The sequence below is a fragment of the Marinobacter sp. L-80 genome (genome assembly GCF_056859395.1).
Map to the genome: position 1 here is coordinate 39432 of NZ_JBSXOI010000066.1, position 15064 is coordinate 54495.

14 protein-coding genes are annotated in these 15064 nt (G+C 57.7%); 13 read left to right on the top strand and 1 reads right to left on the bottom strand.

Features of this window, described 5'->3' with window-relative positions; all coding sequences use genetic code 11:
- Positions 1 to 138 precede the first annotated feature (138 nt).
- From trmJ to der, 13 genes are all read left to right on the top strand, one after another.
- Entirely contained in the window at positions 139 to 1002 is an 864-nt protein-coding gene (trmJ, locus tag AC13E3_RS10580) for a tRNA (cytosine(32)/uridine(32)-2'-O)-methyltransferase TrmJ (protein ID WP_014576900.1), read from the top strand.
- Positions 995 to 1768 (top strand): serine O-acetyltransferase, encoded by a 774-nt coding sequence (gene cysE / locus AC13E3_RS10585; protein ID WP_053115569.1) that lies wholly within the window; start codon positions 995 to 997, stop codon positions 1766 to 1768. Before trmJ ends, cysE begins: the two co-directional genes overlap by 8 nt.
- Positions 1769 to 1846: 78 nt before the next feature.
- The gene (iscR, locus tag AC13E3_RS10590) at positions 1847 to 2344 is read left to right on the top strand and encodes a Fe-S cluster assembly transcriptional regulator IscR (RefSeq protein WP_288367708.1); all 498 of its coding nucleotides are present in this window, start codon (positions 1847 to 1849) and stop codon (positions 2342 to 2344) included.
- A gap of 22 nt (positions 2345 to 2366) precedes the next feature.
- Entirely contained in the window at positions 2367 to 3515 is a 1149-nt protein-coding gene (locus AC13E3_RS10595) for an IscS subfamily cysteine desulfurase (protein ID WP_288367709.1), read from the top strand.
- 68 nt (positions 3516 to 3583) lie between these two features.
- Entirely contained in the window at positions 3584 to 4012 is a 429-nt protein-coding gene (gene ndk / locus AC13E3_RS10600; protein ID WP_069184985.1) for a nucleoside-diphosphate kinase, read from the top strand.
- A gap of 63 nt (positions 4013 to 4075) precedes the next feature.
- Entirely contained in the window at positions 4076 to 5188 is a 1113-nt protein-coding gene (rlmN, locus tag AC13E3_RS10605) for a dual-specificity RNA methyltransferase RlmN (RefSeq protein ID WP_288367711.1), read from the top strand.
- Positions 5189 to 5262: 74 nt separating this feature from the next.
- Positions 5263 to 6036, top strand: a complete 774-nt coding sequence (pilW, locus tag AC13E3_RS10610) for a type IV pilus biogenesis/stability protein PilW (RefSeq protein ID WP_008174329.1) — start codon at positions 5263 to 5265, stop codon at positions 6034 to 6036.
- Entirely contained in the window at positions 6026 to 7063 is a 1038-nt protein-coding gene (locus AC13E3_RS10615) for a RodZ domain-containing protein (protein ID WP_008174331.1), read from the top strand. Before pilW ends, AC13E3_RS10615 begins: the two co-directional genes overlap by 11 nt.
- A gap of 35 nt (positions 7064 to 7098) precedes the next feature.
- Positions 7099 to 8217 carry a flavodoxin-dependent (E)-4-hydroxy-3-methylbut-2-enyl-diphosphate synthase gene (gene ispG, locus AC13E3_RS10620; RefSeq protein ID WP_008174332.1) on the top strand — a complete coding sequence of 373 codons (1119 nt, stop codon included), beginning with the start codon at positions 7099 to 7101 and terminating at the stop codon, positions 8215 to 8217.
- A gap of 49 nt (positions 8218 to 8266) precedes the next feature.
- Positions 8267 to 9547 (top strand): histidine--tRNA ligase, encoded by a 1281-nt coding sequence (gene hisS / locus AC13E3_RS10625; protein ID WP_482902034.1) that lies wholly within the window; start codon positions 8267 to 8269, stop codon positions 9545 to 9547.
- 52 nt (positions 9548 to 9599) lie between these two features.
- A complete protein-coding gene (locus AC13E3_RS10630; protein WP_053115018.1) occupies positions 9600 to 10256 on the top strand; it encodes a YfgM family protein in 657 nt (218 codons plus the stop codon).
- Complete coding sequence (gene bamB / locus AC13E3_RS10635) at positions 10256 to 11428, top strand: outer membrane protein assembly factor BamB (protein WP_482902035.1); 1173 nt, start codon at positions 10256 to 10258, stop codon at positions 11426 to 11428. The genes AC13E3_RS10630 and bamB overlap by 1 nt, the downstream gene beginning before the upstream one ends.
- Before the next feature lie 9 nt (positions 11429 to 11437).
- Positions 11438 to 12859, top strand: a complete 1422-nt coding sequence (gene der / locus AC13E3_RS10640) for a ribosome biogenesis GTPase Der (protein ID WP_288367721.1) — start codon at positions 11438 to 11440, stop codon at positions 12857 to 12859.
- Positions 12860 to 12887: 28 nt separating this feature from the next.
- On the opposite strand, the gene pta is transcribed toward der, so the two are convergent.
- A complete protein-coding gene (pta, locus tag AC13E3_RS10645) occupies positions 12888 to 15044 on the bottom strand; it encodes a phosphate acetyltransferase (protein ID WP_288367723.1) in 2157 nt (718 codons plus the stop codon).
- Positions 15045 to 15064: the final 20 nt, after the last annotated feature.

The following is a 15064-nucleotide window of genomic DNA, read 5'->3' on the forward strand; positions in this document are numbered from 1 at the left end:
AAAGATCACCCCGCTTGTATGTTTTTTGACTCAGCAATAGCACGGATAACCAGAGGTTACGGGTACTCCGGAGGGGCAGGGTGCCTTTGCTTTCTGCTATCATTGCCGCCCTGATCAATAACCTTGGGCCTGCTAACAATGCATAAAAGCGCACTTCCACAGGAAGGGACGGAAACATTCCAGGATCAGATCCGGATCGTTCTGGTTGAGACATCCCATTCAGGCAATATCGGCGCAGTCGCCCGTGCCATGAAAAATATGGGGCTCGGCAACCTGTGGCTGGTCAACCCGTCTTCGTTTCCGGACGAGGCTTCATACGCCCGTGCGGCGGGGGCTTCAGATGTGCTTGATAGCGCCCACGTGGTGTCTTCGCTCGATGAGGCGCTTGCCGACTGCGTTCTGGTAATGGGTACCAGTGCCCGGGGCAGAAAAGTCCCCTGGCCGGTGTGCGCCCCGCCCGAGGCTGCGGCCGCGGCCGCAGAGCACGCCGGCAGTGGCCCGGTGGCCATGGTGTTCGGCAGGGAGAACCATGGTCTCAGCAACGATGAGCTGCAGCGTTGTCATTATCATATTCATATTCCCTCCAATCCCGATTACAGCTCTCTCAACCTGGCCATGGCGGTGCAGGTCATGTGCTATGAATTGCGGATGTATTACCTCCGAAGCCTTGAAGGCGGTGAGGGAAGCCCATACTTAAAGTCGATGACCCGGCCCGGGGACGAAGGATGGGATGTGCCGCCGGCGAAAGTCCACGATGTTGAAGGCTTCTTCGGGCATCTTGAGCAGGTGCTTATCGATGTTGATTTCCATCGGCGGGAGAACCCCAGGCAGCTTATGACGCGCTTGCGGCGGCTGTTCCAGCGAGCCAGACTTGATCAGATGGAGATCAATATCCTCCGGGGCATCCTCACCGCTGTGCAGAAAGCGGCGGGCACACGGAACAACAGCAAATCAACCGAGGCCGATACTGCGGCGACGGAACAGGACAATGGCCATGTTTGAGCGTTTGCGGGAAGACATTAACAGCGTGTTCCATCGGGACCCCGCCGCCAGGAATACCTTTGAAGTGCTCACCAACTATCCCGGTTTGCACGCACTGCTTTTCCATCGGTTTTCCCATTGGTTGTGGAGTTTGGGATTGAAATGGCTTGCGAGGACCATTTCGACGATCGCCCGTTGGCTTACCGGCATTGAGATTCATCCGGGTGCAACCATTGGTCGTCGCTTCTTCATCGACCACGGCATGGGTGTTGTTATTGGTGAGACTACGGTGATTGGCGACGACGTAACCCTCTATCAGGGCGTTACGCTGGGCGGAACCAGCTGGAACAAGGGTAAGCGGCATCCCACGATTGGCAACAGTGTGGTGGTTGGTGCCGGCGCCAAGATTCTGGGGCCTTTTGAAGTAGGCGAGGGTGCCAAGATTGGTTCAAACTCGGTGGTTACCAAGGCAGTGCCAGAGGGAGCAACCGTTGTAGGTATCCCTGGCCGCGTTATTGTCAAACGCCAGGGCGAAGACGATGCCCGCCGCAAGGAGATGGAAGAGCGAATGGGCTTCGATGCATACGGCGTTACAGAAGAAATGCCGGACCCCGTCGCACGGGCCATGCGCTCGTTGCTTGATCACATGCATGCCGTGGATGACCGCATAGAGAATATGTGCAAGGCGTTGCGCAAGGTGAACAGTGAATACCAGAATGGCGAACTGCCACCGCTCCACGAGGAGGATTTCGATTGCGTGCGAGACGACGAAGAGGTGCGGCGCTGAATACTTGACTGAAATGGTTGGTCAATTCATACTCTGTTCTGCATTTTTGAGATTCAATCCCGCCATGGGGCTGACGCTATGAAGTTGACCACCAAAGGCCGCTATGCCGTTACGGCAATGCTGGATCTGGCTCTGCATGGAGACCAGGGGCCGGTGAGTCTGGCCGATATATCGGCGCGTCAGGAAATCTCACTGTCCTACCTGGAGCAGCTTTTCTCCCGTCTCCGCCGCCAGAAACTGGTTGTCAGTATTCGCGGTCCCGGTGGTGGTTACAGGCTCAGTCGTCCGGCGGCAGATCTGTACATCGCCGAAGTTGTCGATGCCGTCAGCGAATCGCTGGACACTACCCGGTGTGGCAATAAAGGCGATTGCCAGAATGGCGAGAAATGCCTGACCCACCACCTCTGGTCTGATCTGAGCGATCAGATTCATCAGTTTCTGAGCGAGATCAGCCTCGGGGATCTGATGAGAAAACACGAAATTCGCCAGGTTGCGGATCGGCAAAATCGTCGCCAGTCCGACAACGGCTCTGAAACCATCAACACCGAACGCCTGTCTGATCAGGCGCCGGCCTGATACCAACAAGTTCCTGGAATCCATGAAAAAGCCCGTTTATATGGACTACGCGGCCACCACGCCCGTTGATCCTGCCGTTGCCGATGAAATGATGAGGTACCTTACCCTGGAGGGCGTGTTCGGCAATCCTGCATCCCGCACGCACGCTTACGGCTGGCAGGCGGAAGCTGCTGTAGAAACCGCACGCAAGCAGGTTGCCGCGCTGATTCATGCTGACCCCCGTGAAATTGTCTGGACGTCAGGAGCCACAGAGTCGGATAACCTGGCGATCAAGGGCGCCGTTGCCGGCCGTAAGGATGCTCACATTGTCACCTCGAAGATTGAGCACAAGGCGGTTGTGGATACCTGCAAGTGGCTGGAGCACCAGGGTACTGAAGTGACCTGGCTGGATCCCGCCGCCGATGGAACGATCAGTTGTGATCAGGTGGTGAGTGCGCTGAAGGAAAATACCATGCTCGTTAGCCTGATGTTGGTAAATAACGAGCTGGGAACCATCAACGATATCGCCGCCATTGGTGCCGAATTACGTCAGCGAGGCGTTCTTTTCCATGTGGACGCGGCCCAGGCCGGCGGCAAGATGGCCATTGATGTCAGCTCCATGCCAGTGGATCTGTTGGCGCTCTCCGGGCACAAGGTTTATGGCCCGAAGGGCGTCGGCGCTCTGTACGTAAGGCGTTCGCCGGATGTTCGGATCGAGGCGCAGATTCACGGCGGTGGGCATGAACGAGGAATGCGTTCCGGAACCCTGCCGACCCACCAGATTGTTGGAATGGGAAAGGCCTTCGCTATGGCCCAGGCCGGACTTGAGGAGGAAATCGGTAAACTCGAGACACTTCGCGAGACTTTCCTCTCAGGCCTCCAATCCCTCGATGGTGTCACGCTCAATGGCAGCGAAAGCCAACGGGTTCCCGGTATCGTGAATCTTTCCTTTGACGGTGTCGATGCCGAATCGTTGATGTTGGGTCTGCGTGATCTGGCGGTTTCTTCCGGTTCGGCCTGCGCTTCGGCCACGGTCGAACCGTCCTACGTTCTCCGCGGAATTGGATTGAATGATGAACAGGCCCACCGGGCGCTGCGTTTTTCGCTCGGCCGTTACACCACGGAAGAGGAAGTGGTCTTTGCCAGTTCGCAAATAGTTGATGTTGTTAGCCGCCTCCGTGCAGTGCGGTAGGAAGTTTGCCCCGGACTGCGTATAATCGCAGGCCAGAAATTTTACCATCCACAAACTGGAGAAAGACCATGGCAACTGAGCGCACGCTCTCCATTATCAAGCCCGACGCCGTAGCGAAGAACGTGATTGGCGAAATTTACAGCCGCTTCGAGAAAGCTGGCCTGAACATTGTTGCGGCCAAAATGATGCACCTGACCCAGGAGCAGGCAGAAGGCTTCTACGCAGAGCACAAAGAGCGTCCGTTCTTTAACGATCTGGTTGCTTTCATGACCTCCGGTCCCGTGGTTGTCCAGGTTCTGGAAGGCGAGGGTGCCATCCTGAAGAACCGTGATCTGATGGGCGCGACCAACCCGAAGGAAGCCGACGCTGGTACCATCCGTGCGGATTTCGCGTCTTCCATCGATGCCAATGCCGTTCACGGCTCTGATTCCGCGGCTTCCGCAGAGCGCGAAATCGCATATTTTTTCAATGACAACGAGATCTGCCCGCGGGGCTGATTGCGTTGATCGGAGGCGATCATCCGGTCGCCTCCGAATTGGTTATTTGATCGAGGTTATGAAATGACAGCGGCCGCTGAAAAAACCAACCTTCTCGGGATGCCGAAAGCAAAGCTTGAAGCTTTTTTTGAGTCCCTGGGGGAGAAGCGTTTTCGTGCCACTCAGGTTTTGCAGTGGATTCATCAGCGCGGTGCTGATGACTTCGATCAAATGACCAATATGAGCAAGGCGCTGCGGGAAAAGCTCAAAAAGGTGGCCGAGATCCGTGGCCCTGAGGTGGTATACGACGAAACGTCCAAGGACGGCACCCGCAAATGGGTGATGCGCATGGACAACGGCAACAGCGTCGAAACAGTGCTGATTCCCGATGGCGAGCGCGGCACGCTCTGCGTTTCCTCCCAGATTGGTTGCAGCCTGGACTGCACTTTCTGCTCCACCGGCAAGCGTGGCTTCAATCGCAATCTCACCGCGGCGGAAGTGATCGGGCAGGTGTGGGTTGCGCGCAAGGCCTTTATGCCCTTTGAGCCAGGTCCGGATCGCCCGATCACGAACGTGGTGATGATGGGCATGGGCGAGCCGCTGCTCAACTTCGACAACGTCGTGGATGCCATGAACCTCATGATGGAGGATCTGGCCTACGGGATCTCCAAGCGTCGGGTTACCCTCAGTACCTCGGGCGTTGTGCCGGCTCTGGACCGCCTGTCGGAAGTTACCGATGTTTCACTGGCCATTTCCCTGCATGCGCCGAATGATGAACTGCGTAACAAACTGGTTCCGTTGAATAAAAAGTACCCGATTGCCGAATTGCTGGCCGCGACCAAGCGTTACTTCGCCCGCCTGCCGGACAAGCGCAAGGCGACAATCGAGTACACCGTCATTGAAGGAATGAACGATCAGCCGGAACATGCCCGTGAGCTTGCGGTGCTGTTGCGGGATTTGCCATGCAAGATCAATCTGATTCCCTTTAACCCGTTCCCGGAGAGCGATTTCCGGAGGCCGAGCATGAACGCGACACGTCGCTTCCAGGCCGTCCTGAACGAAGCAGGATATATTGCCACTATCAGGACTACCCGCGGTGACGATATCGATGCCGCCTGTGGTCAGTTGGTGGGCCGGGTTGAGGACAGAACTCGCCGGAGCCAGAGGTACATTCAGGTTCAGCAGGTGAATCCCTGAGCCAGGAACGTCTTGCAGCCCAATCGAGGAAGGGGACACCCGTGATAACAACACCAGCAAACCGACGTTCATTCGTGTTGGCCACCCTGTTGCTGACCCTGCTGGTTACAGGTTGCGTTACCACTACCGACAGTCGGTTTTCACGGGAAGCAGATCAGCAGGAAGCGCTCGATAACTATGTGAAACTTGCCACGGCCTATATTGGGCAGGGCAATCTTGAACGTGCACGCCATCACCTCGACAGGGCATTGAAACTGGATTCAGATGACCCGGGCGCCAGGGCTGCGATGGGGCTTGTCTATAACGCCGAGGGTGAGCCAGAACTGGCTGAGCGTAATTTCAAACAGGCTATTTCCGAGGATCCAGGGTACACACGGGCGCGGGTTTATTACGGAGCTTTCCTGTTCGGCCAGAACCGGATGGAAGACGCGCGGGATCAATTCCGTGCTGCGTCCCGGGATACCGGTTATCAGGATCGCGGCTCGGTTTTCTTTAACCTGGGCATGACCCAGGAGCGCCTCGGAGAACTGGAAGCTGCGGCCACATCCTATCGCCGCGCAGTGGAGCTGACACGAGGCGATGCACGTTCCCTGCTGGCGCTCTCCCGGGTGTCCGTAGAGACTGGCGACTACGACGACGCGGCACGCTATTACTCGCGACTGATTTCATTGATGCAGCGAAATCAGCGTCTGGTCCACTCACCGGAGAGCCTTCTTACCGGAATCCGCATTGCCCGCTTCTACAGTGATGAAAACCAGGAGGCGAGCCTTGCGCTTCAACTCAGAAACAAATTTCCGGAGTCAGTCGAATACCAACAATATAAGGTGCTGATTTCTAATGGCAACTGAAGAAAACTCACAGCCAGCTATGAAGGAGCCCGTAGGGCGGCAGCTTCAAAAGGCACGGGAGAAAACCGGTCTGAGTACCGGTGATGTCGCAGCAGCGCAGCATTTGCGTCCTTCGGTAATCCAGGCGATCGAGTCGGGAGATTACAGCCAGATTGACAGTGAACTCTTTCTGAAAGGGTATGTCAGGGCTTATGCAAAACAGGTTGGGCTGGACGCAGATGCAGTGATTGCCGACCTCGACCAGGAACTGGAACCCATTCGGCAACAGCGGGAACAGGAGCAGGAAGCCAATCCGCTGGTAGACATCGAACGTCGCAGACGTCGTAAACGTCAGCTTGCCAAGGCTCTGTTTTTCCTGGTGGTGCTGGGCATTGCCGGATACCTTGCTTTCACCTTTCTGGCTCCTTCACAGGGCCCGGCGCCTTCCGAGCCGACGACAGAACCGGAATCAGTGCCGGAGGAGCCTGCTCCTGCTGAAGCCGAGGAATCGGCTGCGTTGGCCGAGCCAGAGCGCTCCGAACCTGTGCTTGTTGCCAGTGCTGAAGAGTCGGAATCGGCAGTTATGGAGGCGGAGGCGCCTACCGTGCAGCAGTCTGAAACAGAAACTGAGGCTCAAGCGCCTGAAACTGACGTTGGTGAAAATCAGTTGCCTGAAAACACACTGGCTACGGACGATGGCGCGGCTGATGCAACCGAGCCTGTTACCGATCAGATTCCTGCGGTCGTCCAGACCCCCGAGCCGGTTCTGGAAGACCCGAATGGGCTGTCGGATGCTTCGGACAACGGTCGACTCCAGATTCGCTTCAGTGACGATTGTTGGGTGCAGATCAGTGACGCAGCCGGTAACCGCCTGGTGAATTCGCTCCAGCGTAACGGGGATCTGATTGATATCGAGGGGCCGACGCCCTTGAGGGTTGTGATTGGCGCAGTCGATGCGGTTGAATCCATCCGTTTCCAGGGCGAGCCAGTGGATATCGGTGGCTACCGGGTTGTTAACAACCGGTCAGAATTCACCCTGACAATCTGAAATTTGATCAAATTTTCCATATCGGTCAGTAAGACATGAAACAGGATTCCCCGATTATCAGACGCAAATCCCGCCAGATCATGGTGGGCAATGTTCCTGTGGGTGGTGACGCGCCGATTGCGGTGCAGAGCATGACCAACACCGAAACCTGTGACGTAGAGGCCACCGTTGGCCAGATCAAGGCATTGCAGGAGGCAGGTGCGGACATAGTGCGTGTTTCCGTTCCGTCCATGGACGCCGCTGAGGCGTTCGGGAAGATTCGGGAGCAGGTTTCCCTGCCGTTGGTTGCCGACATCCACTTCGATTACAAAATCGCTCTTCGGGTAGCAGAACTGGGTGTTGACTGTCTCCGGATCAATCCTGGCAATATCGGCCGCGATGACCGCGTCAGTGCCGTGATCAGTGCGGCCCGGGACGGCAACATTCCCATTCGCATTGGTGTGAACGCCGGTTCGCTGGAGAAGTCTCTCCAGCGCAAATATGGCGAGCCGACGGCAGACGCGCTGGTGGAGTCCGCCATGCGCCACATCGATATCCTGGATCGTCATGACTTCCAGGATTTCAAGGTTAGCCTGAAAGCGTCGGAAGTGTTTATGACGGTCGATGCCTACCGTAAGATTGCCCAGCAGATTGAGCAGCCCCTGCACCTTGGCATCACCGAGGCCGGTGGTTTGAGATCCGGAACCGTGAAGTCCTCCATTGGCCTTGGCATGCTGTTGATGGACGGCATCGGTGACACCATCCGGGTATCGCTTGCAGCGGACCCCGTGCAGGAAATCAAGGTGGGCTTCGATATACTGAAGAGCCTGCGCCTGCGCAGTCGCGGTATAAACTTCATCGCCTGTCCCAGCTGTTCCCGGCAGAATTTCGATGTCATCCAGACCATGAATGATCTGGAAGCTCGTCTGGAGGATGTAAACGATTCTCTGGATGTGGCGATCATCGGGTGCATCGTAAACGGTCCGGGTGAGGCGAAAGTGGCGGATCTCGGACTTACCGGCGGGAGCCCCAAGAACCTCTTCTACATGGCGGGAAAGCCGAACCAGAAGCTGGACAACGCGACATTGACGGATGATCTGGAGCGCCTGATTCGCGAGGAAGTGGCACGGCGCAAGGAACAGGAAGATTCGATTATTGCCCGGTCAGACAACTGATTGTTTCCAGTTCCCGGCATAACCATCCAGAAAAAGTTAAGGGTTAACATTGGCAAAGATTCAGGCAATTCGCGGGATGAACGATATCCTGCCGGAGCAGACGCCGGTTTGGCAGTTTGTGGAATCCACGGTTCGCAGAGTACTGGCCCAGTATGGCTACCAGGAAATCCGCATGCCGATTGTGGAACAGACCGATCTGTTCGAGCGTTCGATTGGTGAAGTGACCGACATCGTCGAAAAGGAAATGTACACCTTTGAAGACCGCAACGGTGACAGTCTGACCCTCCGCCCGGAGGGCACCGCCGGTTGTGTTCGGGCCGCCGAAGAGCACGGTCTTCTGTTCAATCAGACCCGCCGTCTCTGGTACACCGGCCCGATGTTCCGGCACGAACGTCCGCAAAAAGGCCGCTATCGCCAGTTTCATCAGATTGGCGTGGAATGTTTTGGCATGAACGGTCCGGACATTGATGCCGAACTGCTCATCTTGACGGCAAGGCTCTGGAAAGAGCTTGGGCTTGCCGAGCATACCCGGCTTGAGATCAATTCCATCGGAACGTCGGAGTCCCGTCGGGTTTACCGGTCCGCCCTCGTGGATTACCTCGGTCAGTTCAAGGCAGACCTGGATGCCGATAGCCAGCGTCGCCTCGAATCGAACCCCCTGCGCATTCTGGATAGCAAGGATCCTTCCACGCGGAAAATCCTCGAAAACGCGCCCAGCCTTGACGACTATCTCGACGAAGAATCCCGCGAGCACTTCGAGCGCCTGAAGGCGCTTCTTGAGGCTGCAGGGGTGAATTATTCAGTGAATCCAGCGCTGGTGCGGGGCCTCGATTACTACGGCAAGACGGTGTTCGAGTGGATTACCGACAGCCTCGGCGCCCAGGGTACGGTGTGTGCAGGTGGTCGATACGATGGCCTGGTGGAACAGCTGGGTGGCAAGCCGACCTTTGCAGTGGGCTTTGCAATGGGCCTTGAGCGCCTTATCCTGCTGCTGGAAACGCTGGAACTGGTTCCTGAGCACGTAAACAGCAATGCCGATGTCTACGTAACGGCGATGGGCGAGGGCGCATTGGCGCCTGCGCTCGTTCTGGCTGAACAGCTCCGGGCAGCCCTGCCAGAGCGTGTGATTGTTTCCCATTGTGGCGGTGGCAGTTTCAAAAGCCAGATGAAAAAGGCAGACCGCAGTGGTGCCAGGTACGCGGTGATTCTGGGCGAGAACGAAGTGGCCAACGGCACCGCCGGGCTTAAACCCTTGCGAGCCGACGAGCCGCAGGCGGAGATCGCCCAGGACAAGCTTGCGGACACTCTGGCAGCGGCGCTGGCCAACTGAATCTGACCAAATTTACTGATACAAAAGCAAAAATTCGACAACAGGAGTCCCCATGGCAGAGTTGCGCACCGAAGAAGAACAGGTCCAGGCGATCAAGGACTGGTGGAAGAAAAACGGCAGTTCTCTGCTGATCGGCATTGGTGCAGCCCTGGCCATTGTGTTCGGCTGGCAGGCTTGGCAGAACCATCAGGCGCAGCAACGCACCGAGGCAGCCAACCAGTTTGCCAACCTCCTCAATGCCTTTAGTGACCAGGCCGATGAAACCAGCGGCGAGACCGTCGCTTTCGTCGCGCAGACCCTGCGGGAGGACTACACGGATAGCGCCTATGCGGTCTACGGTAACCTGATCCTCGCCCGTCAGCAGTTGATGCAGGAGGGCAACGCCGAAGCCGCCATTGATTCCCTGAAGTGGGCATTGGAAAAAACCGGAGAGCATGAGGCACTGGCGCTTGTGGTCCGTAATCGTCTGGCTCGCGCCCAGTTTTCCTCAGGCCAGTACGAAGATGCTCTGGCCACCATCGACGGCGCCGGTAATGCCGATGCGTTTGATGCCATGTACTCCGAGCTCCGTGGCGACATCCTGTTGGCGCAGGGCGACCGGGAGGGCGCACGTGAGGCCTATCTTGCTGCCCGTGAGCAGAGCCAGCAGGGTCGTAGCGGTATTCTGGAACTGAAACTGGCAGACCTCGGTGTCGGGGAGGATGCCTGATGCCGGTTATCCGCGACAGGATCTCAAAACGCGGACTGCTGATGGCGCTGGCAATGCTGGCGGCACTTTCCGGGTGTAGCACCACGGATACTTTCGAACAACCTGTTCCGGTTCCCGAGATTGAGGCGTCTGCCGAATTTAAGAGAGTCTGGAGCATGTCCGTGGGCGACGGTCATGATGGTGATTTTCTCTACCTGGCACCTCTGAATACCGGGGATCTGATCTACGCCGCATCGGCGAATGGTGAGATTTACGCCGTGGCCTCGGATTCCGGCAAGGTTGTCTGGGAATCTGAATTTGAAGAGCGCATCTTCTCGGGCCTCGGTGGCGATGGGCAGAACCTCTATCTGACCACCGAGAACGCCGATCTGGTGGCGCTATCCCGTGAGGACGGCTCCGAGCTGTGGCGCCAGTCGCTGCCCACCGAAGTACTGTCGTCGCCCCAGTCCAACGGCTCCCTGGTGGTGGCCCATACGACGGACGGCAAGGTGTTGGGATTCAGTGCCACCGATGGTGAGAAACTCTGGCAGTACGACGGCACGGTTCCGGTTCTGTCCATGAGGGCTGCTGCGGCGCCGCTGGTCGGTGGAGACGTTGTCATTGCCTCCTTTGCCAGTGGCAAATTGATCGCTCTGGCGGCAGCCTCGGGGCAACCCATGTGGCAGTATGAAGTGGGCCAGCCTCAGGGGCGCACCGAGCTTGAAAGGCTGGTTGACGTGACGGGGCAGCCCCTGGTCATTGAGACCGCCGTCATGGTGGTTGGCTACCAGGGCAAACTTGCCCTCGTTGATATTCGTACCGGGCAGGAGATCTGGAGCCGGAAGGCATCCAGCCTCTATTCCCCGATGATTGGTGGCGGCGAGATCTATCTGGCCTCGGCCAATGGCGACATTGTTGCTCTGAGAGGCTCTGATCGTCGGGAAGTCTGGACCCAGGATCGTCTGGCCTGGCGGCAGCTGACCCAGCCAATAGTTTATGAAGACTATCTGGTGGTCGGCGATTTTGAAGGCTACCTGCATGTCATTGACCGTGAGGATGGCAAGCTGGTTGGCCAGCTGGAGTTCGACGATGAGGGTATCCGCGTACCGGCACAGCGCCTCGCCAATGGTAACCTGCTGGCTTTTGGCAACAGCGGAAAGATGGCCGTATTCCAGGTTAAGCCGCAGGATTGATCCCCCATTATGACCCCAGTTATTGCCCTTGTCGGACGCCCTAACGTCGGCAAATCGACATTATTTAATCAGATGACCCGTTCCAGGGATGCCCTGGTTGCGGACTTTCCGGGGCTTACCCGTGACCGCAAATACGGTGAGGGCAGCTACGAGGGGCAGCGCTTCATCGTCATAGACACCGGTGGTCTTACCGGTGACGAGCGGGGCCTTGATCTTGAAATGGCCCGCCAGTCAATGCAGGCGGTAGAAGAAGCGGACATCATACTGTTCCTGGTGGACGGTCGCGCCGGCCTGACCGCAGGCGATGAACTTATTGCAGACAGTCTTCGTCGGTCCGGCAAACAGGCCCATCTGGTGGTGAACAAGACCGATGGCCAGGATCCGGACATTGCGGCATCGGATTTCTACAGCCTTGGCTTTGAATCCACTTTCCTGATTGCGGCCTCCCACAACCGGGGTATTCGCTCGATGCTCGAAATCCTGCTGCCCTCAGAGGAGGAGCGGGAGGAAGAGGACCGGGCTGACCGTTACCCCGGCATCCGCATCGGAGTGGTTGGCCGGCCGAACGTGGGCAAGTCCACCCTGGTCAACCGGATGCTCGGTGAAGAGCGTGTGGTGGTTTACGACATGCCAGGCACTACCCGGGATAGCGTTTATATCCCGTACGAGCGTCAGGGCAGCCAGTACACGCTGATTGATACCGCCGGTGTCCGTCGCCGCAAGAACGTCAGTGAAGTGGTGGAGAAATTCTCCATTATCAAAACACTGCAGGCAATTGACGACGCACATGTGGTTATTCTGGTCATTGATGCCCGGGAAGGCCTCGTGGATCAGGACCTTCACCTGATCGGGTTTGTCCTTGATGCCGGCCGCTCGCTGGTGATCGCCGTCAATAAGTGGGACGGCATGGACCCGGAAGACCGTGTTCGGGTGAAAGAGCAGGTACAGCGTCGTCTCGACTTCCTGGATTACGCCGATAAGCACTACATCTCGGCGCTCCACGGTTCTGGCGTGGGCGTGATGTATGAGTCGGTGCAAGCGTGTTACGAGTCTGCAATGGCGAAGTGGCCGACCAACCGCCTGACTGCCATCCTGCAGGATGCCATTGCCCAGCATCAGCCTCCCATGGTGCACGGGCGTCGAATCAAACTGCGTTACGCTCATCAGGGCGGGTCCAATCCGCCGGTTATTGTGGTTCACGGTAACCAGGTGGATTCACTGCCGGGCGCTTACAAGCGCTACCTGGAGAACACCTTCCGCAAGGTCCTCAAGGTAACCGGGTCACCGATCCGTTTTGAATTCAAATCGGGCGAAAACCCCTTTGCTGGCAAAGTGGACCGTCTGACACCGCGTCAGAAGGTCAAGAAGGACAACGACGAGAAACAGGGTCGTCGTCCAAAGAAAAAACGCCAGAAGAGTCTCAAGCGCTGATTCTGTGGCCGGGTGAGGGCAGACTGCCTCAGCCCCGCCCGGCACTTTCAACCTGCTTTGCCTGAACCGCGGTCAAAGCGACAGTAAACACAATATCCTCCACCAGTGCGCCCCGGGACAGATCGTTGACCGGCTTGCGCAGGCCCTGCAGCATCGGCCCTATACTGACCACGTTGGCACTGCGCTGAACGGCCTTGTAGGTGGTGTTGCCGGTATTCAGGTCCGGGAACACAAATACCGTGGCCTTGCCTGCGACCTTGCTGTCCGGCGCCTTGCTCCTGGCCACACTCTCGATGGCCGCAGCATCGTACTGAAGCGGCCCGTCTATCAGAAGATCCGGCCTGCGCTCACGAGCTATCCTCGTGGCTTCTCTGACCTTGTCCACGTCCTGACCACTGCCTGACTCACCAGTGCTGTAGCTGATCATGGCGACCAGAGGTTCGATTCCAAAGGCTTCTGCCGATTCCGCGCTCTGGATAGCAATGTCTGCCAGTTCCTCGGCGTTCGGGTCCGGATTGATGGCACAGTCTCCATACACCACCACCTGTTGCGGCAGTAGCATGAAGAACACGGAAGAGACCACTTTCGCATGGTCATGGGTCTTGATCAGCTGAAGAGCGGGGCGCACGGTATTGGCCGTTGTGTGAACGGCCCCCGACACCAGGCCATCTGCTTCATCCAGAGCCACCATCATGGTGCCGAGGACAACATTGTCCTCGAGCATGGCCTCGGCCATGTCCGATGTCAGGCCCTTGTGCTTGCGCAGGTCCACCATCGGGCCGACATAGCGTTGACGCACCTCCGAAGGATCAATGATCTCGATATCCTCCGGCAGTTCCAGGTCCTGGGAATCCGCAACCCGCCGTATCTCCTGCGCATTACCTATCAGGGCACACCGTGCCAGCTTGCGCTGATGACAGATGATGGCTGCCTTTACGGTTCGTGGTTCGCTGCCCTCCGGCAGGACGATGCGCTTGTTGGCAGCCCGGGCACGTTCTGAAAGCTGGTATCGGAACGCCGGCGGAGAAAGCCGACCCTGTCGCGCGACCTTGAGATGCTGCTGCAACCAGTCCGTGTCTATGCGGGTGGCGACTGCCTCCATCGCTTTTTCGATCCGCTTGGGGTCATCAATGGGAATGGCGGACGAGAGGTTGGCCAGCATGTGCGCCGTCTCATAGGTATTGGCATCCGAGCCCAGTACCGGCAGACCCGTTTCCAGCGCCCGGTGGCAGAGATCAATCACACGCTGATCCGGCATCAGGCCGCCGGTAAGCATCAGGCCGGCCAGCGGCACTCCGTTCAGCGCGGCAACGGCCGTGGTCACCACAATGTCCTCCCGATCGCCCGGTGTCACCAGCAAGGTGCCGGGTCTCAGAGTCTCGGTCATATTCCGAATGCTTCGGGCACACAACGACACCTTCTGGACCCGCCTGGCGTGCATCTGGCCCTCATTGAGAACCGGTAACCCCAGTTCCCTCGCGATGTCGGAGACTCGCGGTGCAAGCAGCTCTGGCTGCCAGGGGATCTCGGCAATCAGCCGAAAACGGCCATCGCTGAAGACCTTACACTGGGTCTGGTAATCGATGACGCTCGGGGCAGGGTGGTTGCTGCTGGATCGGGGCTCAAGCCCCGCCTGCTCGGGTTCTCCCACCTTGTTCAGTATGACGCCTATGACATTCGGGTCGCTTGGATTGGCAAACAGGCGCGATGAGAAGTCCATCTCTTCATCCACTTGCTGGGCGCTCAGGTTCTTTGGGGTACTCACAAGGATAACCTCGGAGCCCAGGTTGCGGGCGACCTCCACGTTCAGCCTGGCAATATAGGCTTCGCTGCGGTCCGGCACCAGGCCCTCGATGATCACCACGTCCACGTCCCGGGCAACCTTCTGGTATTCGCCGACCACCGTCTCCAGCAGGTAATCCGATTTGCCCCTGTTGAGCAGTTGCTGGGCTTCCCTCAGGGCAATCGGATCTGGTGGATTCAGATGGCTGCTGGCGCGCACGAACGCCACGGAGGAGTCCTGGCCGGCATTGTGCCTGGACTCCGCCCGGTGGACGGTCTGGCAGAAAGGTTTGTAAAAGCCGACACTCACGCCCACTCGCTCCAGGGCGCGCAGCAGACCCAGGCAAACTGACGTGAGCCCTGAATCTATGGATGTCGGTGCAAAAAAGAGACTCTTTGCCATGGTGGTATTCCTGATGATGC